The organism is Streptomyces sp. NPDC008121 (assembly GCF_042957155.1).
GTDB lineage: Bacteria > Actinomycetota > Actinomycetes > Streptomycetales > Streptomycetaceae > Streptomyces.
Map to the genome: position 1 here is coordinate 1,058,180 of NZ_JBIBHT010000001.1, position 26,902 is coordinate 1,085,081.

Consider the following 26,902-nt stretch of genomic DNA (forward strand, 5'->3'; position numbering starts at 1 on the left):
AGGATCTTTCCCCTGAGGCAAGTTTCTTGCCTCAGGGGCAAATCCGCCCCGGCCAGGAGCGCCCGACCGTGAGGGCCGCCGTGCCGTCTCCGGTGCTAGCGCTGTGCGACGGCCTGCTTGACCAGCGTCTTGCCGAAGTCCCACATCAGTCCGCCGCCCCCGTGCGCCTCGTCCATCACCGCCGTGAAGGCGGTCATGAACCGCTCCACGTCCGTCTCGTCGATCACCAGCGGCGGAATCAGTTTGATCACTTCCATGTGGTCACCCGACACCTGGGTCAGGATGCGGTGCCGCTGGAGCAGCGGGACGACCACCATCTGGGCGAAGAGTCCCTTGCGGGCGGCCTGCAGCATGGTCCACCGGCCGCGCAGCCCGAGCGAGGAGGGCCGCCCGAACTGGATCCCGATCATCAGGCCCCGGCCGCGGATGTCGTGCAGGAGTTCGTAGCGCGGGACGAGCTCCCGCAGCCGCGAGGACAGCAGCTCGCCCATCCGCCGCGCGTGCGCCACCGTCCCCTCGGACTCCATCACCGAGAGCACGGCCAGCCCGGCCGCCATGGCCTGCGCGTTCGACCCGAAACTGGCCGAGTGGACGAGCACCCGGTCCATCGAGGAGTACACCTTCTTGAAGATCCAGTCCTTGCCCAGGGTCGCCCCGACGGGGACGTACCCGCCGGAGAGCGCCTTGGCGACGCAGACCAGGTCGGGCTCGACCCCGTCCTCGTGCTGGTACGCGTAGAAGTCGCCGGTCCTGCCGAGCCCGGTCTGCACCTCGTCGGCGATGAGCAGCGCCCCGTGCCGGTGCAGCAGCTCCTGGGCCGCGCACAGGAATCCGGGCGGGGCCTCCTGGACGCCCTTGCCCTGGATGGGCTCCACGACGAAGGCGGCGACGTCCCCCGTGCGCAGCTCCCGCTCCAGCGCGTCGAGGTCGCCCAGCTCGATCGGGGTGTCGGGCAGAAGCGGGGCGAAGCCGTCGCGGAAGCTCTTCTCGCCGTTGACGGAGAGAGAGCCGGTGGTCAGGCCGTGGAAGGCGTGCGAGCAGTAGAGGATCCTCGGCCGTCCGGTGGCGTACCGCGCGAACTTCAGCGCCGTCTCCACGGCCTCCGTGCCGCTGTTGCCGAAGAAGACCCGGTCCAGGTGGGGGCTGTGGGCGAGGAGCCGTTCGGCCAGCAGTCCGGGCAGGGGCTGGCAGTCGAAGCGGGTGAGGTCGGCGAGCGAGGCGTCGAGGACGTCGTGGAGGGCCTTGCGGACGACGGGGTGGTGCCGGCCGAGGCCCATGACGCCGAAGCCGGCCAGCATGTCGAGGTAGTCGCCGCCCTCGGCATCCCAGAAGTGGGCGCCCTCGGCCCGCTCGTACACCTTGTCGAAGCCGAGGGTGTGCAGCATGCGCGGCAGCTGGTGGTTGAGGTGCCGGGTGTGCAGCTCGTACCGCTCGGCGCCGCGGGCGGCCAGCAGCGCCCGGAGATCGAAGGCGCCCTCGGGGCGGTCCGTCGCGTGGCCCATGGCGTCGTTCATCGAGCCTTCTCCTTGTGTGCCAGGGCGGCGCTGATCCGTCCGGCGATCTCCACCGGGGTGAGCCCGAGGTCGGCGAGCACCTCGCTCCTCCTGGCGTGGGCGAGGAACTGTTCGGGGATCCCGAAGGACCGCAGGGGCACGTCGACGTCCGCGTCGCGCAGCGCCTGGCCGACGGCGGCGCCGACCCCTCCCGTACGGCTGTTGTCCTCCACGACGGCGACGAGCCGGTGCCGGGCGGCGAGCGGGGGGAGGTGGGCGTCGACCGGTGTGACCCAGCAGGGGTCGACGACGGTGCAGCGCACTCCGCGGTCGGCGAGCAGGTCGGCGGTACGGAGGCAGGTGTCGGCCATCACGCCGACGGCGACCAGCAGGACCTCCGCATCGGGCTCGTCGCGCAGCACGTCCATCCGGCCGATCCGGCCCACGGCGGGGATCGGCTCGCCCGCCGTCTCCTTGGGGAAGCGCAGCAGCGTCGGCGCGTCGTGGACGTCGACGGCCTCGCGCAGCTGGGCGCGCAGCCGGTCGGTGTCGCGCGGGGCGGCGATCCGCAGTCCGGGGACGACCTGGAGGAGGGAGAGGTCCCAGACGCCGTTGTGGGAGGCGCCGTCGGTGCCGGTGACACCGGCCCGGTCGAGGACGAAGGTGACGCCGCACTTGTGCAGGGCGACGTCCATCAGGAGTTGGTCGAAGGCGCGGTTGAGGAAGGTGGCGTAGACGGCGACGACCGGGTGGAGCCCGCCGGCGGCGAGGCCGGCCGCCGACACGGCGGCGTGCTGCTCGGCGATGCCCACGTCCCAGACCCGGTCGGGGAAGCGCTCGGCGAAGCGGCTCAGGCCGACGGGCTGGAGCATGGCGGCGGTGATCGCGACGACGTCGGGCCGCTCGGCGCCGATCTCGGCGAGGGCGTCGCCGAAGACGGCGGTCCAGGACGGTCCGGCCGCCGGGGCGAGGGGTGCGCAGGTGTGCGGGTCCATGGCGCCGACGGCGTGGAAGCGGTCGGCCTCGTCCCGGAGGGCCGGCTGGTAGCCGCGGCCCTTCTCGGTGAGGCAGTGCACGAGCACCGGTCCGTGGAACCGCTTCGCGCGCCGCAGCGCGGACTCGACGGCGGCGATGTCGTGCCCGTCGACGGGGCCGAGGTACTTCAGGCCGAGGTCCTCGAAGAGGCCCTGGGGCGCGAAGGTGTCCTTGAAGCCCTTCTTGGCGCCGTGCAACGACCCGTAGAGCGGCTTGCCCACGACGGGCGTGCGCTCCAGGATGTCCTTGCCGCGGGCCAGGAAGCGTTCGTAGCCGTCGCTGGTCCGCAGGGTCGCCAGATGGTCGGCGAGGCCGCCGATGGTGGGGGCGTAGGACCGTTCGTTGTCGTTGACGACGATGATCAGCGGCCGGTCGCGGGCGGCGGCGATGTTGTTGAGCGCCTCCCAGGCCATACCGCCGGTCAGGGCGCCGTCGCCGATGACGGCGACGACGTGGTCGTCCTTGCCCCGGCGTTCGTTGGCCTTGGCGAGGCCGTCGGCCCAGCCGAGGACGGTGGAGGCGTGCGAGTTCTCGATGACGTCGTGCTCGGACTCGGCGCGTGAGGGATAGCCGGAGAGTCCGCCCTTGCCGCGCAGCTTCGAGAAGTCCTGGCGGCCGGTGACGAGTTTGTGGACGTAGCTCTGGTGCCCGGTGTCCCAGAGGATGCGGTCGGCGGGCGAGTCGAAGACCCGGTGGAGGGCGAGGGTCAGCTCGACCACGCCCAGGTTGGGTCCCAGGTGACCGCCGGTCCGGGCGACCGAGTGGATCAGGAACCGCCGGATCTCCTCGGCCAGTGCGGTCAGCTCCGGACCGTCGAGCGGCCGGAGGTCGTGCGGCCCCCGGATGTTCTCCAGGATCGTCATGTGCGGCCCCCTTTCTCGCGGAGGCGGGGGCCCGCGACGGTGTCGCGGGCTCCCCGCACCCCTCGGATCAGCCGTTGCTTCCGGAGACGGTCTCGCGGACCGCCCGGAGGGACTCCTTCAGCGAGCCCATGGTGGCGAGGACGGCGGTGGGTTCGTAGCCGCAGTGCGCCATGCAGTTGGCGCAGCGCGGGTCCTTGCCGCGGCCGTACTTCTCCCAGTCGGTGTCCTCGACCAGCTCGCGGTAGGTGGGCACGTATCCGTCGCTCATCAGATAGCAGGGTCGCTGCCAGCCGAAGAGGGAGTAGTTCGGGATCGCCCACGCGGTGCAGGGGAAATCGGCCTTGCCTTCCAGGAAGTCCAGGAAGAGCGGCGAGTGGTTGAGGCGCCAGCGGCGCCGGTTGCCGCCCGCGAAGGCCTTCCGGAAGAGCTCCCTGGTCTGTTCGACGCCGAGGAAGTGCTCCTGGTCGGGCGCCTTCTCGTAGGCGTACGCGGGCGAGATCATCATCTCGTCGACCCGGAGGTCGTCGTTGAGGTAGTTGAGCACCTCGATGATGGTCTGCGGGGTGTCGGTGTTGAAGAAGGTGGAGTTGGTGGTGACCCGGAAGCCGCGCCGCTTGGCCTCCTTGATCGCCGCCACCGCCTCGTCGAAGACGCCTTCCTTGGCGACGGACTCGTCGTGCCGCTCACGCAGCCCGTCGATGTGCACGGCGAAGGCGAAGTACGGGGAGGGGGTGAAGTTCTCCAGCTTCTTGCGCAGCAGCATGGCGTTGGTGCAGAGGAAGACGTACTTTCTCTTCGCCACCAACTGTCGGACGATCTCGTGGATCTGAGGGTGCATCAACGGTTCGCCGCCGGCGATGGAGACCATGGGCGCCCCGGACTCCAGGACCGCGCCGACCGCCTGGGCGACCGGCATGCGCTGCTTGAGCACTCCCGCCGGGTGCTGGATCTTCCCGCAGCCCTCGCACTTGAGGTTGCAGGCGTACAGCGGCTCCAGTTCGACGATCAAAGGGAACTTCTCGCGCTTGCGCAACTTCTGTTCGAAGAGATAGGTCCCGACGCGGATGGACTGACGGAGCGGCATGGCCATAACTCGTTCACCTCCTGGGGAGCAGCAAAGAACGGTGCCATTCGAAGAATGCAGGGCGGACGGCACGAAGAACCCGGAAAGCAGATATTCCTCCCCGTACCGTGCCAATTCGGACAAGTTCGTGCTCCGGAGCATCCACGACCACCCGTACGGCCGCAACCGGGCGGGGTCCGGCGGCCAGAGCGGTACGGAGCGTGGCGGCCGACTCCATGTCCACCGCGATCGCCCCGGTGTCCCGCAGCTCGGACCGCTCGGGGCCGCGCACCACGTGGTCGGAGCCGGTCAGCGGGCCGGTGTGCACCGTCCGCCCGGGCAGCGCCCGGCTCACCGCCTCGACCAGCAGCTCCGTCCCGGTGCAGCGGGTGGTGCCGTCCGGTCCCCGGGTCTCCTCGGCGACGATCAGATCGCCCGGGTGCATCCCGGCGGCGAGACCCGCGCAGAATCCGGAGGCCACGACGGCGGCGTCCCGCCAGGCCTCCTCTCCGAGCGCCCGGGACACGGTCCGCCGGGCCTGCGCGGGTCCCATGCCCGTACGGACGACGGCGAAGGGCCCCGGCGCGCCGCCCCGGCCGCCGCCGCGCAGGGCGAGCCGCTCGATGCCCAGGGCGCAGGCGATCAGCAGCGGCGGCACGGAGCCCGCGGACCGCGGCTCCTCGCCCATCAGCCCTCCCTGGAGGGGGCCGGCTCGCCGTTCACATACCGTCCGAGCGCGGTGAGCGGGAACACCTGACGGTAGAGGTGGTAGTTGATCGAGAAGTCCCACGGGAAGCCGGTACCGGTGAAGTACGGCTCGTCCCAGGAGCCGTCCGGCCGCTGGGTCTCGGCCAGCCAGGCGACACCCCGCTCCACCGCCGTGGACGCGCGCTCGCCCGCGGCCAGGAGCGCCAGCAGCGCCCAGGCCGTCTGCGACGCGGTGGAAGCGCCCTGGCCGATCCAGGCCCGTTCCTTGTACGAGCGCAGGTCCTCGCCCCAGCCGCCGTCCTCGTTCTGTACGGACTCCAGCCAGGCGACGGCCCGGCGGATCGCCGAATGGGAGGCGGGCATCCCGGCGGCGACGAGGGCCGGGACCACCGAACCGGTGCCGTAGACGTAGTTGACGCCCCAGCGGCCGAACCAGCCCCCGAACGGCTCCTGTTCGGCGAGCAGCCACTCGATCCCCCGACGGGTACGGGGGTGGCTGGCCTTGCCCTCGTAGGCGAGCATCTCCACCACATGGGCGGTGACATCGGCCGACGGCGGGTCGATGACCTCGCCGAAGTCGCAGAAGGGCAGCCGGTTGGGGAAGGCACTGGTGTTGTCGGCGTCGAACGCCGCCCAGGCGCCGTTACCGGACTGCATGCCGAGGCTCCAGCGGACGCCGCGGGCGATCGCGGACTCGATCCGGGCGGGGTCGGGGTGCCGCACCCGACGCAGCGCGAGGACGACCTCGGCGGTGTCGTCGATGTCCGGGTAGTTGTCGTTGTGGAACTCGAACGCCCAGCCGCCCGGCGGGAGTCCGGGCCTGCGCACCGCCCAGTCGCCCGGCCTGACGATCTCCTCGCCCAGCATCCAGTCGGCGGCCCTGACCAGGGCCGGGTGGTCCGCCGGCACGCCCGCGTCGGCGAGGGCGATGGTCGCCAGGCAGGTGTCCCAGACCGGCGACTGGCACGCCTCGATCATCCGCGCGCCGTCCTCGCGCCGGACCGCGAACCGGTCGAGGGAGTCGAGACCGGCGCGCATGACCGGGTGCTGGAGGTCGTAGCCGAGCAGGTGGAGGGCGATCACCGAGTAGACCGCGGGCGGCTGGATGCCTCCCCAGCAGCCGTCGTTCTCCTGGCGCTCGACGATCCAGCGGGCGGCCGCGTTCATCGCCGCCTTGCGCAGCCGGCGCGGAGCGACCCGGTGGTAGAGGTGCAGGGCCTTGTCGAGCCGCTGGAAGAGGCCGTCCCAACTGGCCGCGGGCGCCAGGGGCCTGGACGGGTTCGGCCGGGCCGGGTCGGCGTGCAGCTCGTCCAGCGGGAAGGGGGCCGGGCGGACCGGGCGCTTGGCGGAGACCACGGTGAGCGGCACGATGGTCTGCCGCGCCCAGCAGCCGAAGTCGTAGATGTTGAGCGGGAACCACTTCGGCAGGAAGATCAGCTCGGGGGGCAGCTCGGGCAGGTCCTCCCAGCGCCACCAGCCGAAGAGCGCGAGCCAGATCCGGGTGAAGACCCTGGCCGCGGCGATCCCGCCCCGCTCCCGGACCCAGGCGGCGGCGCGCGCCATGTGCGGATCGTCGGGCAGGTCCCCCGCGAGCCGCAGTGCGACGTACGCCTCGACGGTGGCGGAGAGTTCGCCGGGCCCGCCGTGGAAGGTGGCCCAGGCGCCGTCCTCGCGCTGCTCGCCCCTGATGAAGAGGCCGGCGGCCCGGGTCGTCTCCTCGTCCTGGATGCCGAGGAACTGGCGCAGGAGGAGGTCCTCGGCGTCCATGGTGACGTTGGTCTCCAGGTCACCCTTCCACCAGCCTTCGGCGTCCTGGCGGCCGAGGAGATGGGCGATGGAGCGCTCCGCGGCCCGGGCGGCGAGCCGGTCGAGGCCGCCGCCCTCCGGGGGCTCGGTGGCCCCGACAGTGAGCGGGTCCGGGCCGGGCGCCGGCTCGGTGGTCCGGACGGTGAGCCGGTCCTTGCCGGGGTCCGCGGTCCGGACGGTGAGCCGGTCCTGTCCGCCCGTGGGCTTGGCGAGCCGGTCCCGGCCGGCCGTCACGGGCTCCGCGGTCCGGACGGCCGCCTCCTGGAGGCCGGCCGTCACGGCGGTGGTGTCGGATACTTCGCTGGCCGCGGCCGCCAGGGGGCCCACGGCCCCGGCGCTTCCGTCGGTCGTCGCTGTCATGGCGTCCCCTTCGTGCAGTAGGTGTACTTCCGCTGCTTCGGGTCTGCCGTCGGCCGGCGCCGGATGGCACCGGCCGGCGACTGCGAACTCATATCAGGGTGATGGTGATCATCTCTTCCGTACGACGACGAAGTCGGCGAGCGCGGTGAGCTGCGCCCGGACCCGCTCGGGCATGTCGACCCCGTGCAGGGCGTCGATGGCGATGGCGTGCTGGCGGCGGGCCTCCTGGGAGGTCCAGTCGCGGCCGCCGGCCTCCTCGATGAGGGCGGCGCGGGTGGCGAACTCCTCCTCGGAGAAGGACTCGAACTCGTTGGACTTGGCGTCGGCGGCGAGCAGTTCGCCGAGCCGCTCGGAGGCCTCGCCGCCGGCGGCGAGGGCGGCGACGACCGGGAGGGACTTCTTGCGCTGGCGCAGGTCGCTCCACGTCTGCTTCCCGGTGGACTCCGGGTCGCCCCAGATGCCGAGGAGGTCGTCGACGGCCTGGAAGGCGAGGCCGAGGTGGTAGCCGTACTCCTCCAGCTTGTCCGCCGTGCGGTCGTCTGCGCCGCCGAGGACCGCGCCGATGGAGACGGCGCAGGCGAGGAGCGCGCCCGTCTTGTTGCCCTCCATCTCCAGGCACTCCTCGACGGTGACCCGCTCGCGGTGCTCGTAGGAGATGTCCTGGGCCTGCCCGTCGATGAGCTTGCGGCTGGCCGTGGTGAGGCGGCGGGTGGCCCGCCCGGCCTCGACGGTGCCGATCTCGAGCAGGATCTCGTTGGCGAGCGCGAAGAGGGCGTCCCCGACGAGGATGGCCTGGGCGGGGCCGTGGACCTTCCAGACGGTGTCGCGGTGGCGGCGCTGTTCGTCGCCGTCCATCAGGTCGTCGTGCAGCAACGAGAAGTTGTGGACGAGCTCCACGGCGACGGCGCCGGGGACACCCACCTCGGCGGGGGCTCCGGCGGCCTCGGCCGAGAGCAGGGCGAGCGCCGGGCGGACGGCCTTGCCGCCGTCCCCGTCGGCGGGGTTGCCCCGCGCGTCGATCCAGCCGAAGTGGTAGGCGGCCACGGTGTCCATGGGCGGTGCGAGCCGGTCGACGGCCGCCCGCAGCACGGGGGTGGACAGGGTCCGCCCCCGCTCCAGCAGAGCGGTCACGTCCGCGGTGTCGACGGCCGGTTTCACCGGGGGCACAGTCGGCACGGTCTCTCCTCTTGTTCCAGTACTCACACTCATACCGCCTCCTGCAGCGGATGTTCATGGCGGCGGCCGAGGGCGCGGAGCGCGGCGTCCGCGGCGCTGAAACCGCTGCGGACGGCACCCTCCATGGTCGCGGGCCAGCCGGTGGCGGTCCACGTGCCGGCCAGGTAGAGGCCGGGGGCGTGGGTGCGGGCGCCGGGGCGGAGCCGGCCGACGCCCGGGGTGGGGGCGAAGGTCGCCGTCCGCTCCCTGGTGACGAAGAAGTCCCTGACCCGGGCGGTGCGGGCGGCGGGGAGCAGTCGCTCCAGCTCCGGGAGGTAGCGCTCGCGCAGGACGGAGACGGGTTCGTCGATGTCGTCCTGGGCGGCGGACTGGGAGACGGCGAGGTACTGACCGCCCCGGCCCGGGGCCCCGTCGAGCCCGCCCCTCAGCAGGCCGGAGGACTCGGTGCGGTCGAAGACCCACTGGACCGGGGAGCCGAGGGCGGTGAAGAACGGCTGCCGGAGCACCTTGCGGTCGTAGACGACGTGCAGGTTGAGGATGGGGGCGGTGCCGATGTCGAGGAGCCGGTCGGGGTCGTCGAGAGCGCCGTCGGGCAGGAGTGCACGGGTCTCGCGCTGCGGTACGGCGAGGACGACGGCGTCCGCCTCGATCGTTTCGCCGGCCACGTCGACGCTCCAGCCGCCTTCGGCCGTACGGGTGATCCGCTCGGCCTTGGTGCGCAGGGCGGTGCGGACGCCGAGGGAGTCGAGGGCCTTGCGGGCGCGGGTGTCGTGGAGCTCGCCGAGCGGGACGTGCGCCCAGCCGATGTCGGCGGCGCCGCGCTCGGAGAGGAGGCCGGTCTTGAAGACCATGGCGGCCAGGCCCATGGAGGCGTGGGGCGCGGTGGCGTTGAGGGTGGCGACGCCGACCAGGTCCCACAGCGCCTCGATGGCGCGGGGGCTCTGGCCGTGCCGGCCGAGCCAGGTGGCGAAGTCGATGCCGTCCAGGGCCGGGTCGGCGGGGTCGAGCCGCTGGAGGGCGAGGGCGGCGCGTCCGACGCCGGCGCGTTCGGCGAGCGACAGGTGGGGGTAGGTGGCGAGGCTCTTCGCCAGGTGCAGCGGGACGGGCAGCGCGGTGCGGCGCAGCCGTCCGAGGCGCGGGCCGCGGGGGTGGGCGACGTCGAGGACGGGGACGTCGAGCCGGTCCTGGAGGGGTGCGAGGCGGGTGCCGTCGACGCGGTCGAGGAACCAGCGGTAGGCGGTGCAGCAGCGCAGGTAGACGTGCTGGCCGTTGTCGACGGTGAGGTCGCCGCGCTGGAAGGAGAAGGCGAGTCCGCCGAGGCGTGGACGGCCTTCGAGCAGGGTGACGCGCACGCCCGCCTCGGCGAGCCGGAGTGCGGTGGTGATCCCGGCGAGGCCGCCCCCGACCACGACGGCGTGCGGCTGTCCGCCGGGGCGCGCGGTGTCGTGGGTCATGGCTTCCCCCCTAGGTCGTGTCCGAAAAGTCCCGCCTGGCCGCGCCGCCTGGCACGCTTCCCCGTAGCCCTTCGGGCACGGGAGGTGCCCCCACGCCGCGTTGTCGGGATCACCCGAGTACGCCCCGCACGAGGGCGACCCTCGGCCTTGCGATCGCACGCACCAGACGCCGCGGGCCCTGCCCTGCGGGCAGACCGCGCTACTTTCCGGACACGGCCCAGGGCTCTCACGGGCAGGGACGCGACGGCGTGGTCCGGGGTTGCCCGGTGCGGGGTGGTGCGCGACGCCATCAGCCGCGCCTCCTGACGGTGTGCCGGGAGATGTGGCGGGTGTCGAGGCCTGAGAGGCCGCGGACGGCGACGTACGCCTTCTCGTGGCCGGGGAGCGAGACGCGGCCGCGCAGGACGGCTCCGGGGTCGCGTTCGATCCGGTCGAGCAGCCGTCGGTAGATGCCGGCCATGGCGGCGACGCAGGCGCCGCTGCGCCGGTCGAGCATGGGCAGCAGGCGGTAGCCCTCGGCGAAGAGGGCCCGGGCGCGCCGGACCTCGTAGTGGACGAGGCCGGTGAAGTCGGACCCGGCCGGCGGGGTGTCGCTGTGGAAGCCGTCGCCGCAGCCGAACTTGGCGAGGTCGTCGGCGGGCAGGTACAGGCGGCCGTTGCCCGCGTCCTCCCGCACGTCCCGGAGGATGTTGGTGAGCTGGAGGGCGAGGCCCAGCGTGTCGGCGTACTCGGGGGCGCGTTCGGCTCCGTGCGCGCCGGGCTGGGCGCCGAAGACGCCGAGCGAGAGCCGTCCGATCGCGCCGGCGACGCACCGGCAGTAGACCTTGAGGTCGTCCCAGGTCTCGTAGGTCTCGCCGTCGACGTCCATCAGGACGCCGTCGATGAGTTCGTCGAGGCCGCCGAGCGGGATGGGGAAGCGGCGGGAGGCGTCGGCGAGGGCGACCGCGACGGGGTCGGTGTCGTCGTCGTCGACCGCTCCCGCGCGGATCCGCTCCAGCAGCGCGCGGGTGGCCTCCAGGCGTTCCCGCTTGACCTCGCCGGCGAGGGCGCCGTCGCCGATGTCGTCGACGCGCCGGGAGAAGGCGTACAGGGCCGACATGGCCTGGCGCTTCTCGGTCGGCAGCAGCCGGATCCCGTAGGCGAAGTTACGGGCCTGCTGTCCGGTGACGGCCTCGCAGTAGCTGTACGCGGCCTGTACCGGTGGGGATGTCTCCGTCTGTTCCTCCACGGTCCGGCTCACCCCTCTCTCCGCGCGCGGAGCAGGACCGCTCCCGTGTGGCGGATCAGACTCGGTTTGGTGGCCTTCGGGGGCCCCGGCAGGACGTCGAAGCCGGCGGCGGCGATCGCGTCGAGCGCGGCGTGCCCGCCGGCGGTGAACCCGGCGAGGAGGAGGCGCAGCCTGCCGTGCACGCTCGCGACCAGCGGGGCGCCGTCGTCGAGCAGCGCGCGGGCGCGCTCGGCCTCGAAGGCGAGGAGGGCGCGCACCGAGGCACTGCCGGTGGGCCGGGCCAGGTCGTCCTCGGTGACAAGGAAACGTTTCATGTCCTCGGCGGGGAGGTAGATCCGGTCCCGGCCGAGGTCCTCGGCGACGTCCTGGAGGTGCTCGACGATCTGCAGGGCGGTGCAGACGGCGTCGGAGCGGCGGATCCGTTCGGGGGTCGCGGTGCCGGTGAGGGCGAGGACGAGACGTCCGACGGGGTTCGCGGAGAGGGCGCAGTAGGCGGCGAGGTCGTCGTACGTCTCGTAGCGGCGTACGAGCTGGTCCTGGCGGTTGGCCTCGATGAGTCCGAGGAAGGGCTCGGGGGTGAGGGCGCGGCGCCGGACGGTCGGCAGCAGCGCCCTGAGCAGGGGGTGGCGTGGCCCGCCGTCGGCGGGGTCGAACACCCGGGTGAGGTCGGCCTGGAGGGCGTCCAGCATCGCGAGCCGGTCCTCGGCCCGCTCGGGGGCGACGCCGAGGCGGCGGGCGTCGGCGCCGCCGGGGGCGAGGTCGCCGTCGCCGATGTCGTCGACGAGGCGGGCGTAGCCGTACACGGCCATGAGGTCCTCGCGCCAGGCGCGGGGCAGGAAGAAGGGGGCCACGGGGAAGTTCTCTTCCGTGGCCTTGTCGAGCGTGGAGCGCGAGGTGGCGTCGGGGCGCGCCTGCCGGGATCCCGTCACTGAGCGCTGCCCGACGCGGGGACGGCGACACTCTCGGGGAGCTGGAGATTTCGCGTCATGGCCGTCACATCTCCTGTTCTACACTGCCGATCCAATCCATCCTATTTCGGACACGCCACCGGGCCTCCCCGGAGGGAACGCCGCCTGACGGCCGGGATGCCTAGGGGGTATCGCCCCACTTGCCACGAATCAGCACCGGTACAGCTTACGTTGTACAACGCCCGTCACCACGCAGGGGTGTCGGGCACACGGGGAGAACATCCGCGGGCGCGTCAACATCGCCCGCTAGCGGGGAAGTTCACGTTCCGTTGACGTTCAGTCGGCGCGGGTTCCGGAGACGACCATGGCGAGGGTGGACTCGACCACGGCCTGACGGCGAGGCGCCGGCAGCCGCCGCAGCGGCCCGTCGAGCAGCAGGAGTGACAGTCCGTGTACGGCGGACCACGCGGCCATCTCGGTGGCGGGGCGGACCCGGTCGGGGAGCCCGCGGGTCCGGGCCAGGGCCTCCAGCGCGTCCGTCAGCAGGGTGAACGCCCGGATCTCGGGCTCGGGCTCGGAGGTCTGTCCGGTGGGGGCCCAGCCGTCCGCGCAGGTAGAGCGGGGGGTGCAGAAAGCGGCGCGGTAAAGGCCGGGGTGGTCGAGCGCGAAGCCGACATAGCCGCGGCCGAGGGCGGCGAGCCGCAGCTCGGCGGCGAGGGTGGGGTCGTCGGCGCCCGGGGCGCGGGCGGCGGCGCGCTCCATGGAGTCGGCGAGCGCCCGCTGGGCGTGGACCGTGACGGCCCGCAGCAGCTCGCCCCGGCCGTCGAAGTGACGGTAGGCGGCGGTGGGCGACACGCCGACCCGGCGGGCGGTCTCGCGCAGGACGACCCGCTCGGGGCCACCTTCGGTGGCGAGGTCGACGGCTGCGGAGATCAGGGCGTTGCGAAGATCACCGTGGTGGTAGGACTTTCCCCCCGAGAAGGCTGCCATGGGCTCATCCTGCCCGATGTTGACCGCATGAACATTCCAGGTGACGCAGCGCGACGCACGGGCGGCCGGGACGGTGCGCAACGCGATCACCCGAAGCCCGGAAGGTCGCGGGGTACGGCCGCCGGATACGGCGAAGGGGCCCCGCCGGTCGTCGCCGGCGGGGCCCCTTCGCACACGGTCGCGGGCTACTTCCCGGTCTCGCGCTCGTACGCCTTCAGGACCTCTTCCGTGGGCCCGTCCATGAGCAGCTCGCCCTTCTCCAGCCACAGCACCCGGTCGCAGGTGTCCCTGATCGACTTGTTGCTGTGACTGACCAGGAAGACCGTGCCGGCCTCCTTGCGGAGCTCGCGGATGCGCTCCTCGGAACGGATCTGGAACTTCCGGTCGCCGGTCGCCAGCGCCTCGTCGATCATGAGGACGTCGTGGTTCTTGGCGGCCGCGATCGCGAAGCGGAGCCGGGCGCCCATGCCGGAGGAGTACGTCCGCATCGGCAGGCTGATGAAGTCGCCCTTCTCGTTGATGCCGGAGAAGTCGACGATCCCCTGGTACCGGTCGCGGATCTCCTCCTTGCTCATGCCCATGGCGAGCCCGCCGAGGATGACGTTCCGCTCGCCGGTGAGGTCGCTCATCAGCGCCGCGTTGACACCGAGGAGCGAGGGCTGCCCGTCGGTGTACACCTTGCCGCTCTCCGTCGGGAGCAGGCCGGCGATGGCGCGCAGCAGCGTCGACTTGCCCGAGCCGTTGGAGCCGATCAGGCCGATGGCCTCGCCGCGGTAGGCGGTGAAGGACACCCCCCGGACGGCGTGCACCCGGCGGACGCCGCGGGCGGCCTCCCCCTTGCCGCGGCCGAGGATCCGGCTCAGCGCCGCGGTGGCGCTGCCCTTGCCGCCGGCTCCGGCGTTGACGCGGTAGACGATGTGGACCTCGTCCGCGATGACGGTGGGAATGCGTCCCTGGTCGCTGTCGTGGTCAGCCACGGCCGTACCTCTCCTCGGCCTTCCAGAAGTAGACGAAGCCGCCCAGGCCCACCACCACGGTCCAGATCAGGGTGGCGATCCAGACGTGCGGGGGCAGGTTGGAGGCGCCGTAGCCGTCGATCAGCGCGAACCGGATCAGGTCCATGTGGAGGGCCGCCGGGTTGTACTGCAGCAGGTCGGCGATCCAGGTCGGCTGTTCGGCGAGCATCACGGGGATGGAGAACATCACGCCGGACGCGTACATCCAGGTCCGCATGATGAACGGCATGAGCTGCGCCAGGTCCGGGGTCTTGGCACCCATCCGCGCCACGATCATGGCCAGGCCGGCGTTGAAGACGAACTGCAGCAGCAGCGCCGGGAGCATCAGCAGCCAGCTGACGGCGGGGTAGCTGCCGAAGGCGACCGCGATGGCGATGAGCACGATCATCGAGAACAGCAGCTGCTGGAGCTGCTGGAGCGCGAAGGAGATCGGCAGGGTGGCGCGGGGGAAGTGCAGCGCCCGCACCAGGCCGAGGTTCCCGGAGATCGCGCGCACACCGGCCATCACGGAGTTCTGCGTGAAGGTGAACACGAAGACGCCGGTCACGAGGAACGGGATGTACACCTCCCGCGACATGCCCCGGTCCGCGTTGAGGATGAGCCCGAAGATCAGGAAGTAGACCAGCGCGTTGAGCAGGGGGGTGACCACCTGCCACAGCTGGCCGAGCTTCGCCTGGCTGTACTGGGCCGTGAGCTTCGCCTGGGAGAAGGCCAGGATGAAGTGGCGCCGGCCCCACAGCTGCCGGATGTACTGGATGAGCCCCGGCCGGGCGCCGCTGACCGACAGACCGTGCTTCGCGGCCAGCGCGGCCGGACTCAGGCCGTCGTCGGCGGACGGCGGGGCGCTCGTCGCGACCCCACCGTCGTGGGTTGTGTCACTCACAAGTCGAAACTTTCGTATTCAAGATGCGCGGCAAGTCGGGTACCACGATGTCAGACGACGGGCGGGCGTCCCAGTCGGGTCAGCCGCCACACCGTACGCCACCTCATGGGACGGCGGGGACCGCAGGAAGTCGTCCAGCCTTCCCGGAATCCGCCGAACCATGCCTTGAGGGCGGGGACGGAGGGCCGTCGCGCCAGGGTGAGCAGCAGCCACACGCCGAGGTAGACCGGGACCAGGGGCGCGGGGAGGTTGCGGCGGGCCAGCCACACGCGGTTGCGCGCCACGTTGAAGTGGTAGGTCGCGTGCCGTGACGGCGGCGTGGTGGGGTGGAGCAGCACCATGTCGGAACGGTAGTCGATCATCCAGTCGGCGTCGAGGGCCCGCCAGGCGAGGTCCGTCTCCTCGTGGGCGTAGAAGAAGTCGTCCGGCAGGCCGCCGACCTCGGCGAACACCTTCGTCCGGACGGCGTTGGCGCCGCCGAGGAAGGTGGTCACGCGCGAGGAGCGCATCGGGTCGGAGGCCCGCAGGCGCGGGACGTGCCGGCGCTGGGTCAGGCCGGTCTCCGGGTCCGCGATCCGGAAGCTGATGATGCCCAGCCGCGGATCGGCGGTGAAGGCCTGGCGGACCAGCTCGGCGGTGTCGGTGCCGACGAGCAGTCCGTCGTCGTCCAGGAAGAGCAGGGCGTCCACGTCGGTGCCGCCGGGGCCGAAGGCCTCGATGCCGACGTTACGGCCGCCGGGGATGCCCAGGTTCTCGGGCAGGTCGATGGTGCGGACGCCGTCCGGCACCCCGGTGACCGGGGCGCCGTTGCCGACCACGACGATCTCGACCGGGTCGCCGTCCTGCTTGGCGACCGAGTCGAGGAGCGCGCGCAGGTCGTCGGGCCGGTTGCCCATGGTGATGATGACGGCGCCCAGCTTCATCGGCGTACTCACGCTTGTCCTCACTTCAGCCGGCTCGACGCCAGGATCGACACCAGGTGCAGCAGCGTCTGGACCAGCGCGATGCCCGCGAGGACCGCGACGCCGAGCCGCGAGAAGAACAGGTCGCCGCGAGCCGCGTCCACCACGGCCAGGGCCAGGATCAGCAGCGACGCCTCGATGCCGAGGATCAGCCGGTGGAACTTGAGCGCGGCGGCGGCCTTGCGGGCCAGCGCCATGCCGGAGGAGCGCGGCTCGGACGCCGCCTCCTTGACCGGGGGCAGCCCGCCCTGGTGCCGGGCGACGCCGACCAGGTCGGTCTCGGCCTTGATCAGAATGGCGCCGAGCGCGGCGAGCGTGCCGAGGAAGGCCCACAGCCAGTCGATGCGTCCGGGGCCCCACAGATCGGCCGCGCGCAGGCCGAAGCCGACGAGGACCGCGGCGTCGCACAGATAGGCGCCGACCCGGTCCAGGTACACGCCGCCGAGCGAGAACTGCTTCTTCCAGCGGGCGATCTCGCCGTCGACGCAGTCGAGCAGGAGGTACATCTGGACCATCAGCACGCCGAGGACGGCGCCCCAGATCCCGGGCACGAGGAGCGCCGGGGCCGCGAGGACACCGAAGACGGTCATCAGGTAGGTCAGCTGGTTGGGCGTGACCCGGGTGTTCACGAGGTAGCGGTCCACCCGCAGCGAGATCTCCCGCATGTACAGGCGGCCGGCCCAGTGCTCACCGCTGCGCCGGTCCTTCACTCCCGCCGGGTGGACGACCGGGCGGAGCTCAGCTACGGATGGTCTTGGCATAGTCGGCGTACGCGTCCCTGATCTCGTCTGTGGACAGGTCGAGGTGCTCGAGGATGGTGAAGCGGCCCGGACGGGTCTGCGGGGCGAACTCCACGGCGCGGACGAACTCGTCCACGCTGAACCCGATCTCCTCCGGGAGCACGGGCAGCCCGTGCCGGCGCAGGGTGTCGACCATCAGCTCGGACGCCTCGGACGCGCCGCGCAGGTGCATCGCGAAGGCCGCGCCGAGGCCGCACTGCTCGCCGTGGCTGGCCGCGCGGGTCGGGAAGAGCAGGTCGAAGGCGTGGCTGATCTCGTGGCAGGCGCCCGACGAGGGGCGCGTGTCGCCGCTGATCGACATGGCGATCCCGGACATCACCAGGCCCTCGGAGAGGGTGACCAGGAAGTCGTCGTCGCCGACGCCACCGGGGTGGCGCAGGACCGCCTCGCCCGCGCTGCGGGCCATGGCCGCGGCGAGGCCGTCGACCGGCTCCCCCGTCTCGCGGTGGGAGAGCTCCCAGTCCGCGATGGCGGAGAGGTTGGAGATCGCGTCGCCGATGCCCGACCGGACGAAGCGCACCGGGGCGTCCCGGATCACGTCCAGGTCGATCACGAGCGCGATCGGGGTCGGGACGCCGTAGGAGCCGCGGCCGTTGTCGTTGTCCAGGGTGGACACCGGCGAGCAGATGCCGTCGTGCGACAGGTTCGTGGCGATGGCCACCAGCGGCAGGCCGACACGGGCCGCCGCGTACTTCGTCACGTCGATGATCTTGCCGCCGCCGAGCGCGACGACGGCGTCGTACCGCTTGCCGCGCATCGCGTCGGCGAGCTTGACCGCCGCGTCGATGGTGCCGCCGTCGACGGGGTACCAGTCGGCGCCCGGCAGCTCGGGGGCGAAGCGGTCACGCAGCTTGACGCCCGAGCCGCTGCTGATGGCGACGGCGATCTTGCCGTTGCTGGAGATCCGCTGGTCCGCGAGGAGCGCGGACAGGTCGTCCAGCGCTCCTCGGCGGATGTCGACGACGACCGGCGACGGGATGAGCCGGGTCAGTACTGGCACGCGATGTCACGGCCCTTCGCCAGGTCGTCGTGGTTGTCGATCTCCACCCACTTCACGTCGCCGATGGGCGCCACGTCGACGGTGAAGCCGCGGTTGACGAGCTCCTGGTAGCCGTCCTCGTAGTAGAGGTCGGGGTCGCGCTCGAAGGTGGTCTTCAGGGCGTCGGCGAGCTCCTCGGCGGCCTCGGGCTCGATGAGGGTGACACCGATGTACTCACCGGTGGCGGTGGCCGGGTCCATCAGCTTGGTGATGCGCTGGACGCCCTTGCCGTCGGCGGTGATGACCTTCATCTCCTCGTCGGCGAGGCTCTTCACCGTGTCGAGGGCGAGGATGATCTTCCGGCCCTCGCCGCGGGCGGCGAGCAGGGTCTTCTCGACGGAGACCGGGTGCACGGTGTCGCCGTTGGCGAGGATGACGCCCTTCTTCAGGACCTCACGCGCGCACCACAGGGAGTAGGCGTTGTTCCACTCCTCGGCCTTGTCGTTGTCGATGAGGGTGAGGCTGACGCCGTACTTCGCCTCCAGCTCCGCCTTGCGGTCGTACACGGCCTCCTTGCGGTAGCCGACGACGACGGCGACCTCGGTGAGGCCGACCTCCGCGAAGTTCTTCAGCGTGAGGTCGAGGACGGTCGTCTCACCGTCGACGGGCACGAGGGCCTTCGGGAGCGTGTCGGTGTAGGGGCGCAGACGCCGTCCGGCACCGGCTGCCAGTACGAGGCCAATCATGCTGTTTCTCCTTCGTCGTGTACGGCAGGTGCTCCGGAGGACGCCCAGAAGCGGATGGACTCCACGAGCACCACGAGCGCCACGGCGACCGCGAGGGCGGTGAGCGCCAGGGTGAAGTCGTCGCCACGGCTCGCGAGCAGCGCGGCGAGCAGGGTCACCAGGAGCGTGCGGCCCTCGTGACCGCCGATGGTGCGCACCAGCCAGGCGGGCGGCGCGCCGGTGCCGCCGCGAATGCGGTACACCGTGTCGTAGTGATGGTAGGCGACCGCCGCGACCAGCCCGAATGCGGCGGGCAGGGCCCCCGGGGCGTCGGCCTTGGCGGCCAGCACGAGCACGGTGGTGTACTCGGCGGCGCGGAAGAACGGGGGGAGGAGCCAGTCGAGGGCGCCCTTGAGGGGGCGGACGACCGCGCCGCCGGCCAGGAGGGCGTAGAGCAGCGCGGCGACGGCCGTGAGGGGGGAGCCGAAGGGCTCCGCGAGGGCGACGGCGAGCAGGAGCGCCGTCCCGGCCGCGGCCCACAGCACCGGGGCGCGGAACAGCGGGCGCAGCGCGGGGCGGCGGCCGGCCCGGGCGACCAGCTCGGCGAGCGGGCCCGAGTCGGCGAGGTCGGCGAGGGCCTGGGCGGCCCGGTCGGTACGGCGCGCCTTGCGGGTGACCGAGCGCAGGAGCCGGCCCGCCGTGGTGTAGCAGGCGCCGAACGCGCAGCCGATCAGCAGGGCGTAGAAGACGATCCGGGGGCTGGTGACGGCGGTGAGGACCGCGATCATCGCCCAGCGCTCGCCGATCGGCAGGATGATCATGCGCCGGGCCCAGACGGTCCAGCCGACGCCGTTGAGCCGGTCGGAGAGGGCGGCGGTGGGGCTGGTGTTGGCCTGGGCGTCGTGGTTGGCCTCGTTGAAGGAGAAGTCGACGACATGGCGGCAGGTCATCAGGACCATCGCGCCGAGCGCCAGGGCCCACACGTCGTCGCCGTCGCGGGCGGCGCCGAGGGCGAGGCCGGCGTAGAAGGCGTACTCCTTGGCGCGGTCGAAGGTGGCGTCGAGCCAGGCGCCCATCGTCGAGTACTGCAGGGAGTAGCGGGCGAGCTGCCCGTCGGTGCAGTCCAGGACGAAGGAGACGAGGAGCAGGACGCCGGCCGCGATGTAGCCGCCGCGCTCGCCCGTGGCGGCGCAGCCGGCCGCGAGGAGGGCGGTGAGGAGCGAGGCGGTGGTGACCTGGTTGGGGGTCAGCCCGCGCCGGGCGCACCAGCGGGCGATGTAGCGGGAGTACGGGCTGATGAAGAAGGTGGTGAAGAAGCCGTCGTGGGCCTTGACCGCGGAGCGCAGGCGTACGGCCTCGTCGTCGACGGCCGCGACGGCGGCGCGGGCGGCGTGGCGGGCCTCGGCGTCGGCCGGTACGGAGGCGACGAGCGAGCCGAGCTCGGGCCGGTGCACGGCCACGCCCTCGGCGTCGAGGGCGTCGGCGAGCGTGTCGGGCAGGCTGCCCGTCGCGGCGGGGGCCGTCACGAGGGCGGTGTCGGCGGCGGTCGCGGTGCCGTCGGGTGCGGTCGCCGTGGCGGTCCCGGCCGTGTCGGAGGCGTCGGACGCCTCGGTCCGGGTCGCGTCGGCCGGCGCGAGTGTGGTGCCGGCCGGCGGCAGGGCGGTCAGCGCGCGGGTCAGGGCGGTCCGGGCCTCCGGCCGCGCGGTGAGGGCGCCGGGGGCCGCCGCGGCGGGGAAGCGGGGGTCGGTGAGGGCCAGCCGCAGCGCGTGGAGGTGTCCGACGAACCGCGGGTCGACCACGGCGACCCGCTCGGCCGCCGGCACGGCAGCGAGCAGCGCGCCCGTCTCGTGCGGGCCGGAGGCGACCCTGACGTCGAAGCCGAGTGACCGCAGATCGCCGTCGAGCGACGATCCGGGTACCGGCGGACCGGTGAGGATGGCGGTCGACAGACGAACTCACTCCTTGGAGCTGGCGGACGGGCCGGCGGGGGCCCCCGGCACACGGCCCGGGGCACGGTGGTGCGGCCCGTCGAAGGGCGGCGGCACGTCGGCCGAGGCTATCGGATGAACGAAAGCGCGAGTTCACCGAGGCTTCGCGGGGAGGACTCCCCCGGGCCCCCTCGCATCGGTGCGAGCGCGCCGCGTGCTGCGTGCTGCGGAGATCATCATGATCGATCGGCACCCCCGCCCACAAACTGCGCAGGGCACCCCCTGGGACGGACGCTTACCCTCGGCGCCCCTCTTGATCGCCACGGGCCTCTGACCAGGGGACATCACCGCAGGTCAGGGCATATGACAACGGTGTTCAGTGCCGTGTTGCAGGTACCCCCCTCCCGTAGTTCACTTGCGTGCGGGGCACAGGGAACGACACGACCGGGAGGCCTTGTCATGGGGGCTGGACACGACCACGGGCACAGCCACGGAGGGCCGCCGCCCACGGGCACGGCGGCTGCCGCCTACCAGGGGCGGCTACGCATCGCGCTCGCGATCACCCTCTCCGTGATGGTGATCGAGATCGTCGGCGGCATCCTCGCCGACTCTCTCGCGCTGATCGCCGACGCCGCCCACATGGCGACGGACGCCGTCGGCCTCGCCATGGCGCTGCTCGCGATCCACTTCGCCAACCGGCCGCCCACCGACCACCGCACCTTCGGCTTCGCGCGGGCCGAGATCCTCGCCGCCCTGGCCAACTGCCTGCTGCTCCTCGGCGTGGGCGGCTACGTGCTGTACGAGGCGATCCAGCGGTTCATCGAACCGGCCGAGACCAAGGGGGGACTCGCGATCGCGTTCGCGCTGATCGGTCTGGTCGCGAACATGGTCTCCCTCTCCCTGCTGGTCCGCGGCCAGAAGGAGAGCCTCAACGTCCGCGGCGCGTATCTCGAGGTCCTGGCGGACGCTCTCGGTTCGGTGACGGTCATCGTCGCGGCGGGTGTCATCCTCGCCACGGGCTGGCAGTACGCCGACCCGATCGCCTCGATCGCGATCGGCCTGATGATCGTGCCGCGCACGGTCAAGCTGCTGCGCGAGACCCTGGACGTGCTGCTGGAGTCGGCCCCCAAGGGCGTCGACATGGCGGAGGTACGGGCGCACATACTGGCGCTGCCCGGCGTCGAGGACGTGCACGACCTGCACGCCTGGACGATCACGTCCGGGATGCCGGTCCTCTCCGCCCATGTGGTGGTCGACCAGGGCGCCCTGGACTCGGTGGGGCACGAGAAGATGCTCCACGACCTCCAGGGGTGCCTGGGCTCGCACTTCGACGTGGAGCACTGCACCTTCCAGCTGGAGCCCGCGGGCCACGCCGCCCACGAGGCCGGGCTCTGTCTGTGACCCGGGGGCCCCGCCCCTGTTAATCTCGGCGCACGAACCCGTAGGTGAGAGGAGCTGAGGTTGATGACCGTCGCGATGGAGGCTGCCCCGTGCGGCAGCGCCCGGTCCTGCTTCAGCTCCCGGGTCTCCGGCTGATCTGATCTCCCGGTCCGCCGCGTCACCGCCGTCCGGGCCGTGACGCCGACCGGTACGTCATGTCGTCGGCCGGGGCCCTCTCTCACAAGGGTTTCCCACGTTGTCCGACAACACCCACGCTCTGTACGAGGCCTTCTTCGCCCTGCACCGCGGTCTTCCGCGCCAGGGTCCCGGCTCCGACACCACCACCCGTCGTCTGCTCGACCTCGCCGGGCCGCTCCCCGCGCGTCCGCGCGTGCTCGACCTGGGGTGCGGCCCCGGCCGCTCCGCTCTGTTCCTCGCCGCCGAGGCGGGCGCCGAGGTGACGGCGGTCGATCTGCACGAGCCGTTCCTGCGGGAACTGCGGGAGGCCGCCGAGGCCCGCGGGCTCGGCGCCTCCGTCCGTACCCTGCACGCCGACATGGGTGAGCTTCCTCTCCCGGACGGCTCCTTCGACCTGGTCTGGGCCGAGAGCTCGGCGTACTCGATCGGGTTCGACACCGCCCTGGCCGGCTGGCGCCGGCTCCTCGCGCCCGGGGGCACGCTCGTGCTCACCGAGTGCGAGTGGACGGCCGACGACCCGTCCCCTGAGGCCCGCGCCTTCTGGGACCGGCACTACCGGCTCCGTGGCGGCGCCGAGAACACCGCGGCCTCGGTCGAGGCCGGCTACCACGTCCTCGGGACCGTCCGGCAGCCCGAGAGCGACTGGGACGAGTACTACGGCCCGCTCGCCGCTCGGGCCGACGCGGCGGACCCGGCCGCGCCGGGTATGGCCGAGGCGCTCGCCGCCACCCGTGAGGAGATCGCGATGCGCCGCGACCACGGCGCCGAGTTCGGCTACACCGGCTACGTCCTGCGTCCCACCGATCCCCGGTGGCGCACCCGGGAGGAGACCCCGGCCGACGTTCCCGTCGTACGGGAGATCAACACGGCGGCGTTCGCGGGCGGCGACGAGGCCGCGCTGGTGGACGCCCTGCGCGAGGACGGGAGTGCCTGGCTGCCGGGGCTTTCGTACGTCGCGGAGGCGCCGGACGGCACGGTGGCGGCCTACGCGCTGATCACCCGCTGTCGGGTGGGTGACGTTCCGGCGGCGGCTCTGGCGCCGGTCGCCGTGGCCCCGGCCCATCAGCGTTCCGGCGCCGGGCAGGCCGTCGTCCGGGCGGTGCTCGACGCGGCGCGGCTGCGCGGCGAGCGGCTCGTGCTGGTGCTCGGCCATCCGGAGTACTACCCCCGGTTCGGATTCGCACGGGCTTCGCAGTACGGGATCAAGCCAGGTTTCGAGGTCCCCGACGAGGCGATGATGGCGCTGGTCCTGGACGGTTCCGGGCCCGTGCCCATGGGCACGATCCACTATCCGGCGGCTTTCGGCGTCTGAGGGGTCGGGCGGGCCCACCACACCGGGTGTACTCCGGTGTGGTGGGCCCGGCCATGTCCGGCCGCCGAAGTACGGACAAGCCGCTTTTGTACGGCAGACTGAGGTGCCCTCACCGGGCCGAGACCGAAGCGAAGAAGGACGGGTATGGCGACCACACCAGCCACCGCGGCACACAGCTCGCCGAACGGAATCTCGCCGAACGGCGTCCAGGCGTCGATCATGCTGGAGCTGGTCGACGAGGACGGCAACACGATCGGGACGGCCGAGAAGCTCTCCGCACACCAGGCGCCGGGCCGGCTGCATCGGGCGTTCTCGGTGTTCCTGTTCGACGAGGCGGGCCGTCTGCTGCTGCAGCGTCGCGCGCTGGGCAAGTACCACTCCCCCGGTGTCTGGTCGAACACCTGCTGCGGCCATCCGTATCCGGGCGAGGCGCCGTTCGCGGCCGCCGCGCGGCGCACGTTCGAGGAGCTGGGTGTCTCGCCGTCGCTGCTCGCGGAGGCGGGCACGGTCCGCTACAACCACCCGGACCCGGCGTCGGGCCTGGTGGAGCAGGAGTACAACCATCTCTTCGTCGGCATGGTGCAGAGCGGTGTGCGGCCGGATCCGGAGGAGGTCGAGGAGACCGCGTTCGTGACGGCGGCCGAGCTGGCCGAGCGCCATGCGACCGCGCCGTTCTCCGCCTGGTTCATGACGGTGCTCGACGCGGCGCGTCCGGCGGTCAAGGAGCTGACGGGTCCGGCCGGCGGCTGGTGATTCCGTACGGCACGATGTGCCCGGCGCCGGGAGGGCCTTCCCCTTCCGGGGCTGTCCCGGGCGCCGGGATTCCGGGGAGGGGGCCGGGCGCCGCGGTGGCGGCGGCCGGGCCGCCGGGGGCGGGGGCGGGTGTTCCGGGGGTGAGGGGCAGCGCGGCCCAGATGATCTTGCCGCCGCCGGCGGTGTGTTCGACGTCGCAGGCTCCGCCGGCTTCCAGTGCGGTCTCGCGCACCAGGAGCAGTCCGCGTCCGCCGGTCTGGCCGTAGTCGGCTTCCAGGGCTTTGGGGCGGTAGGGGTGGTTGTCCTCGACGGACACCCGGATCCATTCCGCGCCGATGGCCACTTCGACGGCCACTTCGGGGGAGAGCAGCGCCGCGTGCTTCACCGCGTTGGTGACCAGCTCCGAGACGATCAGCAGTAGTCCTTGGACGGTGTCCTCGTGGGCCGGCACGCCCTGACGGTTCAGCAGATCGCGGACCGCGTGCCTGGCCTGCGGGACGGAGACGTCCACCGCGGGAGCGGTGAAGCGCCAGACCCCTTCGTAGGACGGCGGCCGGGCGGGCACGCTCCCGCGGCTTCCCATCGTCCGGCTTCCACCCTCGTGCTCGATTGTCGCCACGAGGTCGAGTTTGATAACCCGGCGGTCCACACCGGCCTACTGACCAGAAGTCGACACTTATCGGCCGCCTTCTGATCGGCTGAGTATGCCAACGTCAGTTGTTCGACTGGTCCTGATCTGTCGCTGACGGGTTCGGAATCGGCTCCTCCGGAGGGGCGACCATGCTGACGATCCGCCGGCCGCCGACGCCGATGGCGATCAGGCCGAGACCGTCGAAGAGCAGGGCCAGCGAGAAGAAGCAGCCGAGAACATAGCGGCTGCTGTCGGGCCAGTCGAGGAGGACGAGCAGTCCGAGCAGCAGCCCGAACGCGCCCTGCAGCAGCGTCCAGCCGAACTGGGGTCCGCGGACCACCACACTGCCCACCAGGCGGAAGACGCCGCCGGTGAGGAAGAGCAGCGCCGCGAACATGGTCAGCGCCTCGGCGGAGCCCTCCGGATGGCGGATGACGACGACGCCCGCCGCCAGGTTCAGGGCGGCGACCACCACCGCGAGCCAGAAGTAGTTCGTGCCGCGCGACTCGATCGCGTGCAGCAGCCCCACGAAGCCGCCGATGAGCAGCAGCCAGCCGAACAGCAGCATCGAGGTGAGCGTGGCGACGCCGGTGTAGATCAGCCCGACGATCCCGCCGAGGACGAGCAGGACGCCGAGCAGGACGAGCCAGCCGAAGCTGCGGTTGAGCCGCTTGCTCTCCCGTACCGCGTCGTGGGGTTCCCGGGGCATGCGCGCCTCCTCGTCGGACCGGCCTCTCGCACCCCCTTCTTGATCGTACGGTCGGGGTGCCCGGATAGCATCCGCCGCATGGAGCCCACCGAGCCGCACCTGAAGACCTCCGTCGCCGACGGGGTCGCCACCGTCGTCGTCTCGAACCCGGCCAAGCGCAACGCGATGACGGCCGGGATGTGGCGGAGCCTGCCCGGGCTGCTCGCCCCGCTCGCCGCCGACCCGGCGGTCCGCGCGCTCGTACTCACCGGCGAGGGCGGGACCTTCTGCGCCGGCGCGGACATCTCGACGTTGCGTGAGCCGGGCGACGAGCAGCAGTCGCTGGCGGTACGGGCGGAGGAGGCGCTGGCCGCCTTCCCCAAGCCGACGCTCGCGGCCGTGCGCGGCTACTGCGTGGGCGGCGGGAGCCAGCTCGCGGCCGCCTGTGATCTGCGGTTCGCGGAGGAGGGCGCGCTCTTCGGGATCACGCCGTCCAAGCTCGGCATCGTCTACCCCTCCTCCTCGACCCGGCGCCTGACCGCGCTGGTGGGGCCGTCGGCCGCCAAGTACCTCCTGTTCTCCGGGGAGTTGATCGATACGGAGCGGGCACTGCGCACCGGGTTCGTGGACGAGGTGCTGCCGTCGGGGGACCTGGAGAAGCGGGTGGCCGCGTTCACCGGGGTGCTGGTCGCGCGCTCGTTGCTGACCCAGGCCGCGGCGAAGGAGTTCGCGGACGGCCGCACGGACCGGGACGCCTACTGGGCGGAGCAGGCGCGCGGCAGCGGCGACACCGCGGAGGGGGTCGCCGCCTTCCTGGAGCGCCGCGCGCCCCGGTTCACGTACGGGGCGTAGGCCCTGTCCCGAAAGTCCCGCCTGGTCCGGACGAAAGGTCCCGGGTCCGGGCGGGCCGGGGTTCAGCCTTCCTGGGCGAGGACCTTCCCCGCTTGGCCGCGCCAGCGGGCGACGATCGCGGCCGGGGCCTTGTCCGGCGAGCCCGCGTCGTAGGGCGGCTGGGGGTCGTACTCGGTGAGCAGCTGGACCGTCTGGGCGGCCTCGTCGCCCGCGATCCGGCCGAGCAGGTGCAGTGCCATGTCGATGCCGGAGGAGACGCCGGCGGCGGTGACGTACTTGCCGTCGAAGACGACGCGCTCGCCGGTGGCCTCGGCGCCCAGCGGCGTCAGGTCGTCGAGGGCGAGCCAGTGGGTGGTGGCCCGGCGGCCGGCCAGCAGGCCGGCGCCGCCGAGGATGAGGGAGCCGGTGCAGACCGAGGTGGTCCAGGTGCTGGTCGCGTCGGCGGTACGGAGCCAGGCGAGGATCTCCGGGTCGTGCATGGCCTCGCGCGAGCCGGGGCCGCCGGGGACGAGGACGATGTCCGGGTGCGGCACCTCGGCGAGGGTCTTGTCGGCGACGACGGCGATGCTGCCCTGGTCCCCCCTGACCGGGCCGGTCTCCTTGGCGACGAAGACGGTCTCGGCTCCGGGGAGCCGGGCGAGGAGTTCGTAGGGTCCGACGGCGTCGAGGCTGGTGAAGCGGTCGTAGAGCAGGACGGCGATCTGCATGGGG

Annotated in this window: 23 protein-coding genes and 1 pseudogene; 4 read left to right on the forward strand and 20 right to left on the reverse strand. The window is 72.3% G+C overall.

Annotated elements, in window-relative coordinates:
* Positions 1 to 95: 95 nt before the first annotated feature.
* The 17 genes from ACFZBD_RS04485 to ACFZBD_RS04565 all read right to left on the reverse strand — a co-directional run bounded on the left by ACFZBD_RS04485 (position 96) and on the right by ACFZBD_RS04565 (position 20,398).
* Positions 96 to 1,514 (reverse strand): aminotransferase class III-fold pyridoxal phosphate-dependent enzyme, encoded by a 1,419-nt coding sequence (locus ACFZBD_RS04485; RefSeq protein WP_391135139.1) that lies wholly within the window; start codon positions 1,512 to 1,514, stop codon positions 96 to 98.
* A complete protein-coding gene (dxs, locus tag ACFZBD_RS04490) occupies positions 1,511 to 3,391 on the reverse strand; it encodes a 1-deoxy-D-xylulose-5-phosphate synthase (RefSeq protein WP_391135142.1) in 1,881 nt (626 codons plus the stop codon). The genes ACFZBD_RS04485 and dxs overlap by 4 nt, the downstream gene beginning before the upstream one ends.
* Before the next feature lie 67 nt (positions 3,392 to 3,458).
* Positions 3,459 to 4,481, reverse strand: coding sequence for an adenosyl-hopene transferase HpnH (gene hpnH / locus ACFZBD_RS04495; protein WP_391135145.1), 1,023 nt, complete (start codon positions 4,479 to 4,481; stop codon positions 3,459 to 3,461).
* Positions 4,482 to 4,488: 7 nt separating this feature from the next.
* Positions 4,489 to 5,142 carry a 1-hydroxy-2-methyl-2-butenyl 4-diphosphate reductase gene (locus tag ACFZBD_RS04500; protein WP_391135148.1) on the reverse strand — a complete coding sequence of 218 codons (654 nt, stop codon included), beginning with the start codon at positions 5,140 to 5,142 and terminating at the stop codon, positions 4,489 to 4,491.
* Complete coding sequence (shc, locus tag ACFZBD_RS04505) at positions 5,142 to 7,328, reverse strand: squalene--hopene cyclase (RefSeq protein ID WP_391135152.1); 2,187 nt, start codon at positions 7,326 to 7,328, stop codon at positions 5,142 to 5,144. Before shc ends, ACFZBD_RS04500 begins: the two co-directional genes overlap by 1 nt.
* A gap of 108 nt (positions 7,329 to 7,436) precedes the next feature.
* Positions 7,437 to 8,537: a polyprenyl synthetase family protein gene (locus ACFZBD_RS04510; protein ID WP_391135155.1), complete on the reverse strand. Its 1,101-nt coding sequence runs from the start codon at positions 8,535 to 8,537 to the stop codon at positions 7,437 to 7,439.
* On the reverse strand, positions 8,534 to 9,958 hold the full coding sequence (gene hpnE / locus ACFZBD_RS04515) for a hydroxysqualene dehydroxylase HpnE (RefSeq protein WP_391135158.1): 1,425 nt from the start codon (positions 9,956 to 9,958) through the stop codon (positions 8,534 to 8,536). Before hpnE ends, ACFZBD_RS04510 begins: the two co-directional genes overlap by 4 nt.
* 289 nt (positions 9,959 to 10,247) lie before the next feature.
* Positions 10,248 to 11,198 (reverse strand): presqualene diphosphate synthase HpnD, encoded by a 951-nt coding sequence (hpnD, locus tag ACFZBD_RS04520; RefSeq protein WP_391135161.1) that lies wholly within the window; start codon positions 11,196 to 11,198, stop codon positions 10,248 to 10,250.
* Positions 11,195 to 12,115, reverse strand: coding sequence for a squalene synthase HpnC (gene hpnC / locus ACFZBD_RS04525; protein ID WP_391135164.1), 921 nt, complete (start codon positions 12,113 to 12,115; stop codon positions 11,195 to 11,197). The genes hpnD and hpnC overlap by 4 nt, the downstream gene beginning before the upstream one ends.
* Positions 12,116 to 12,430: 315 nt before the next feature.
* On the reverse strand, positions 12,431 to 13,084 hold the full coding sequence (locus ACFZBD_RS04530) for a WHG domain-containing protein (protein WP_391135167.1): 654 nt from the start codon (positions 13,082 to 13,084) through the stop codon (positions 12,431 to 12,433).
* Between the two features lie 185 nt (positions 13,085 to 13,269).
* Positions 13,270 to 14,061 (reverse strand): ATP-binding cassette domain-containing protein, encoded by a 792-nt coding sequence (locus tag ACFZBD_RS04535; protein ID WP_391135170.1) that lies wholly within the window; start codon positions 14,059 to 14,061, stop codon positions 13,270 to 13,272.
* Positions 14,054 to 14,983 carry an ABC transporter permease gene (locus tag ACFZBD_RS04540; protein WP_391135173.1) on the reverse strand — a complete coding sequence of 310 codons (930 nt, stop codon included), beginning with the start codon at positions 14,981 to 14,983 and terminating at the stop codon, positions 14,054 to 14,056. Before ACFZBD_RS04540 ends, ACFZBD_RS04535 begins: the two co-directional genes overlap by 8 nt.
* A gap of 50 nt (positions 14,984 to 15,033) precedes the next feature.
* Complete coding sequence (locus ACFZBD_RS04545; protein ID WP_391135952.1) at positions 15,034 to 15,906, reverse strand: glycosyltransferase; 873 nt, start codon at positions 15,904 to 15,906, stop codon at positions 15,034 to 15,036.
* Positions 15,907 to 15,926: 20 nt separating this feature from the next.
* Positions 15,927 to 16,706 (reverse strand): CDP-alcohol phosphatidyltransferase family protein, encoded by a 780-nt coding sequence (locus ACFZBD_RS04550; RefSeq protein ID WP_391135176.1) that lies wholly within the window; start codon positions 16,704 to 16,706, stop codon positions 15,927 to 15,929.
* Complete coding sequence (locus ACFZBD_RS04555; RefSeq protein WP_391135179.1) at positions 16,684 to 17,745, reverse strand: iron-containing alcohol dehydrogenase; 1,062 nt, start codon at positions 17,743 to 17,745, stop codon at positions 16,684 to 16,686. Before ACFZBD_RS04555 ends, ACFZBD_RS04550 begins: the two co-directional genes overlap by 23 nt.
* Entirely contained in the window at positions 17,733 to 18,470 is a 738-nt protein-coding gene (locus tag ACFZBD_RS04560; protein WP_391135182.1) for a sugar phosphate nucleotidyltransferase, read from the reverse strand. Before ACFZBD_RS04560 ends, ACFZBD_RS04555 begins: the two co-directional genes overlap by 13 nt.
* Positions 18,467 to 20,398 carry a DUF5941 domain-containing protein gene (locus tag ACFZBD_RS04565; RefSeq protein WP_391135955.1) on the reverse strand — a complete coding sequence of 644 codons (1,932 nt, stop codon included), beginning with the start codon at positions 20,396 to 20,398 and terminating at the stop codon, positions 18,467 to 18,469. The genes ACFZBD_RS04560 and ACFZBD_RS04565 overlap by 4 nt, the downstream gene beginning before the upstream one ends.
* Before the next feature lie 438 nt (positions 20,399 to 20,836).
* Between ACFZBD_RS04565 and ACFZBD_RS04570 the strand changes: the two genes are divergently transcribed.
* From ACFZBD_RS04570 to idi, 3 genes are all read left to right on the forward strand, one after another.
* Positions 20,837 to 21,778, forward strand: a complete 942-nt coding sequence (locus tag ACFZBD_RS04570) for a cation diffusion facilitator family transporter (protein ID WP_391135185.1) — start codon at positions 20,837 to 20,839, stop codon at positions 21,776 to 21,778.
* 235 nt (positions 21,779 to 22,013) lie between these two features.
* On the forward strand, positions 22,014 to 23,267 hold the full coding sequence (locus ACFZBD_RS04575; RefSeq protein ID WP_391135188.1) for a GNAT family N-acetyltransferase: 1,254 nt from the start codon (positions 22,014 to 22,016) through the stop codon (positions 23,265 to 23,267).
* Between the two features lie 144 nt (positions 23,268 to 23,411).
* Complete coding sequence (idi, locus tag ACFZBD_RS04580; protein ID WP_391135191.1) at positions 23,412 to 24,020, forward strand: isopentenyl-diphosphate Delta-isomerase; 609 nt, start codon at positions 23,412 to 23,414, stop codon at positions 24,018 to 24,020.
* Positions 24,021 to 24,156: 136 nt separating this feature from the next.
* Here idi and ACFZBD_RS04585 read toward each other — a convergent pair.
* Positions 24,157 to 24,603, reverse strand: a pseudogene (locus ACFZBD_RS04585) (ATP-binding protein); the annotation flags it as partial.
* Between the two features lie 130 nt (positions 24,604 to 24,733).
* The gene (locus tag ACFZBD_RS04590; protein WP_391135195.1) at positions 24,734 to 25,360 is read right to left on the reverse strand and encodes a DUF308 domain-containing protein; all 627 of its coding nucleotides are present in this window, start codon (positions 25,358 to 25,360) and stop codon (positions 24,734 to 24,736) included.
* 78 nt (positions 25,361 to 25,438) lie between these two features.
* On the opposite strand from ACFZBD_RS04590, the gene ACFZBD_RS04595 reads away from it, so the two are divergent.
* A complete protein-coding gene (locus tag ACFZBD_RS04595) occupies positions 25,439 to 26,191 on the forward strand; it encodes an enoyl-CoA hydratase-related protein (protein ID WP_391135198.1) in 753 nt (250 codons plus the stop codon).
* Positions 26,192 to 26,253: 62 nt separating this feature from the next.
* On the opposite strand, the gene ACFZBD_RS04600 is transcribed toward ACFZBD_RS04595, so the two are convergent.
* On the reverse strand, positions 26,254 to 26,898 hold the full coding sequence (locus ACFZBD_RS04600; RefSeq protein WP_391135201.1) for a DJ-1/PfpI family protein: 645 nt from the start codon (positions 26,896 to 26,898) through the stop codon (positions 26,254 to 26,256).
* Positions 26,899 to 26,902 lie beyond the last annotated feature (4 nt).

Bases quoted from the DNA above. Each gene is read 5' to 3' on its own strand.
- ACFZBD_RS04530 (WP_391135167.1), bottom strand. From the start codon at position 13,084: ATGGCAGCCTTCTCGGGGGGAAAGTCCTACCACCACGGTGATCTTCGC.
- ACFZBD_RS04545 (WP_391135952.1), bottom strand. From the start codon at position 15,906: ATGAAGCTGGGCGCCGTCATCATCACCATGGGCAACCGGCCCGACGAC.
- idi (WP_391135191.1), top strand. From the start codon at position 23,412: ATGGCGACCACACCAGCCACCGCGGCACACAGCTCGCCGAACGGAATC.
- ACFZBD_RS04600 (WP_391135201.1), bottom strand. From the start codon at position 26,898: ATGCAGATCGCCGTCCTGCTCTACGACCGCTTCACCAGCCTCGACGCC.
- shc (WP_391135152.1), bottom strand. From the start codon at position 7,328: ATGACAGCGACGACCGACGGAAGCGCCGGGGCCGTGGGCCCCCTGGCG.
- hpnH (WP_391135145.1), bottom strand. From the start codon at position 4,481: ATGGCCATGCCGCTCCGTCAGTCCATCCGCGTCGGGACCTATCTCTTC.
- dxs (WP_391135142.1), bottom strand. From the start codon at position 3,391: ATGACGATCCTGGAGAACATCCGGGGGCCGCACGACCTCCGGCCGCTC.
- ACFZBD_RS04550 (WP_391135176.1), bottom strand. From the start codon at position 16,706: ATGCCAAGACCATCCGTAGCTGAGCTCCGCCCGGTCGTCCACCCGGCG.
- ACFZBD_RS04510 (WP_391135155.1), bottom strand. From the start codon at position 8,537: ATGAGTGTGAGTACTGGAACAAGAGGAGAGACCGTGCCGACTGTGCCC.
- ACFZBD_RS04485 (WP_391135139.1), bottom strand. From the start codon at position 1,514: ATGAACGACGCCATGGGCCACGCGACGGACCGCCCCGAGGGCGCCTTC.
- ACFZBD_RS04595 (WP_391135198.1), top strand. From the start codon at position 25,439: ATGGAGCCCACCGAGCCGCACCTGAAGACCTCCGTCGCCGACGGGGTC.
- ACFZBD_RS04560 (WP_391135182.1), bottom strand. From the start codon at position 18,470: ATGATTGGCCTCGTACTGGCAGCCGGTGCCGGACGGCGTCTGCGCCCC.
- ACFZBD_RS04590 (WP_391135195.1), bottom strand. From the start codon at position 25,360: ATGCCCCGGGAACCCCACGACGCGGTACGGGAGAGCAAGCGGCTCAAC.
- ACFZBD_RS04570 (WP_391135185.1), top strand. From the start codon at position 20,837: ATGGGGGCTGGACACGACCACGGGCACAGCCACGGAGGGCCGCCGCCC.
- hpnE (WP_391135158.1), bottom strand. From the start codon at position 9,958: ATGACCCACGACACCGCGCGCCCCGGCGGACAGCCGCACGCCGTCGTG.
- ACFZBD_RS04500 (WP_391135148.1), bottom strand. From the start codon at position 5,142: ATGGGCGAGGAGCCGCGGTCCGCGGGCTCCGTGCCGCCGCTGCTGATC.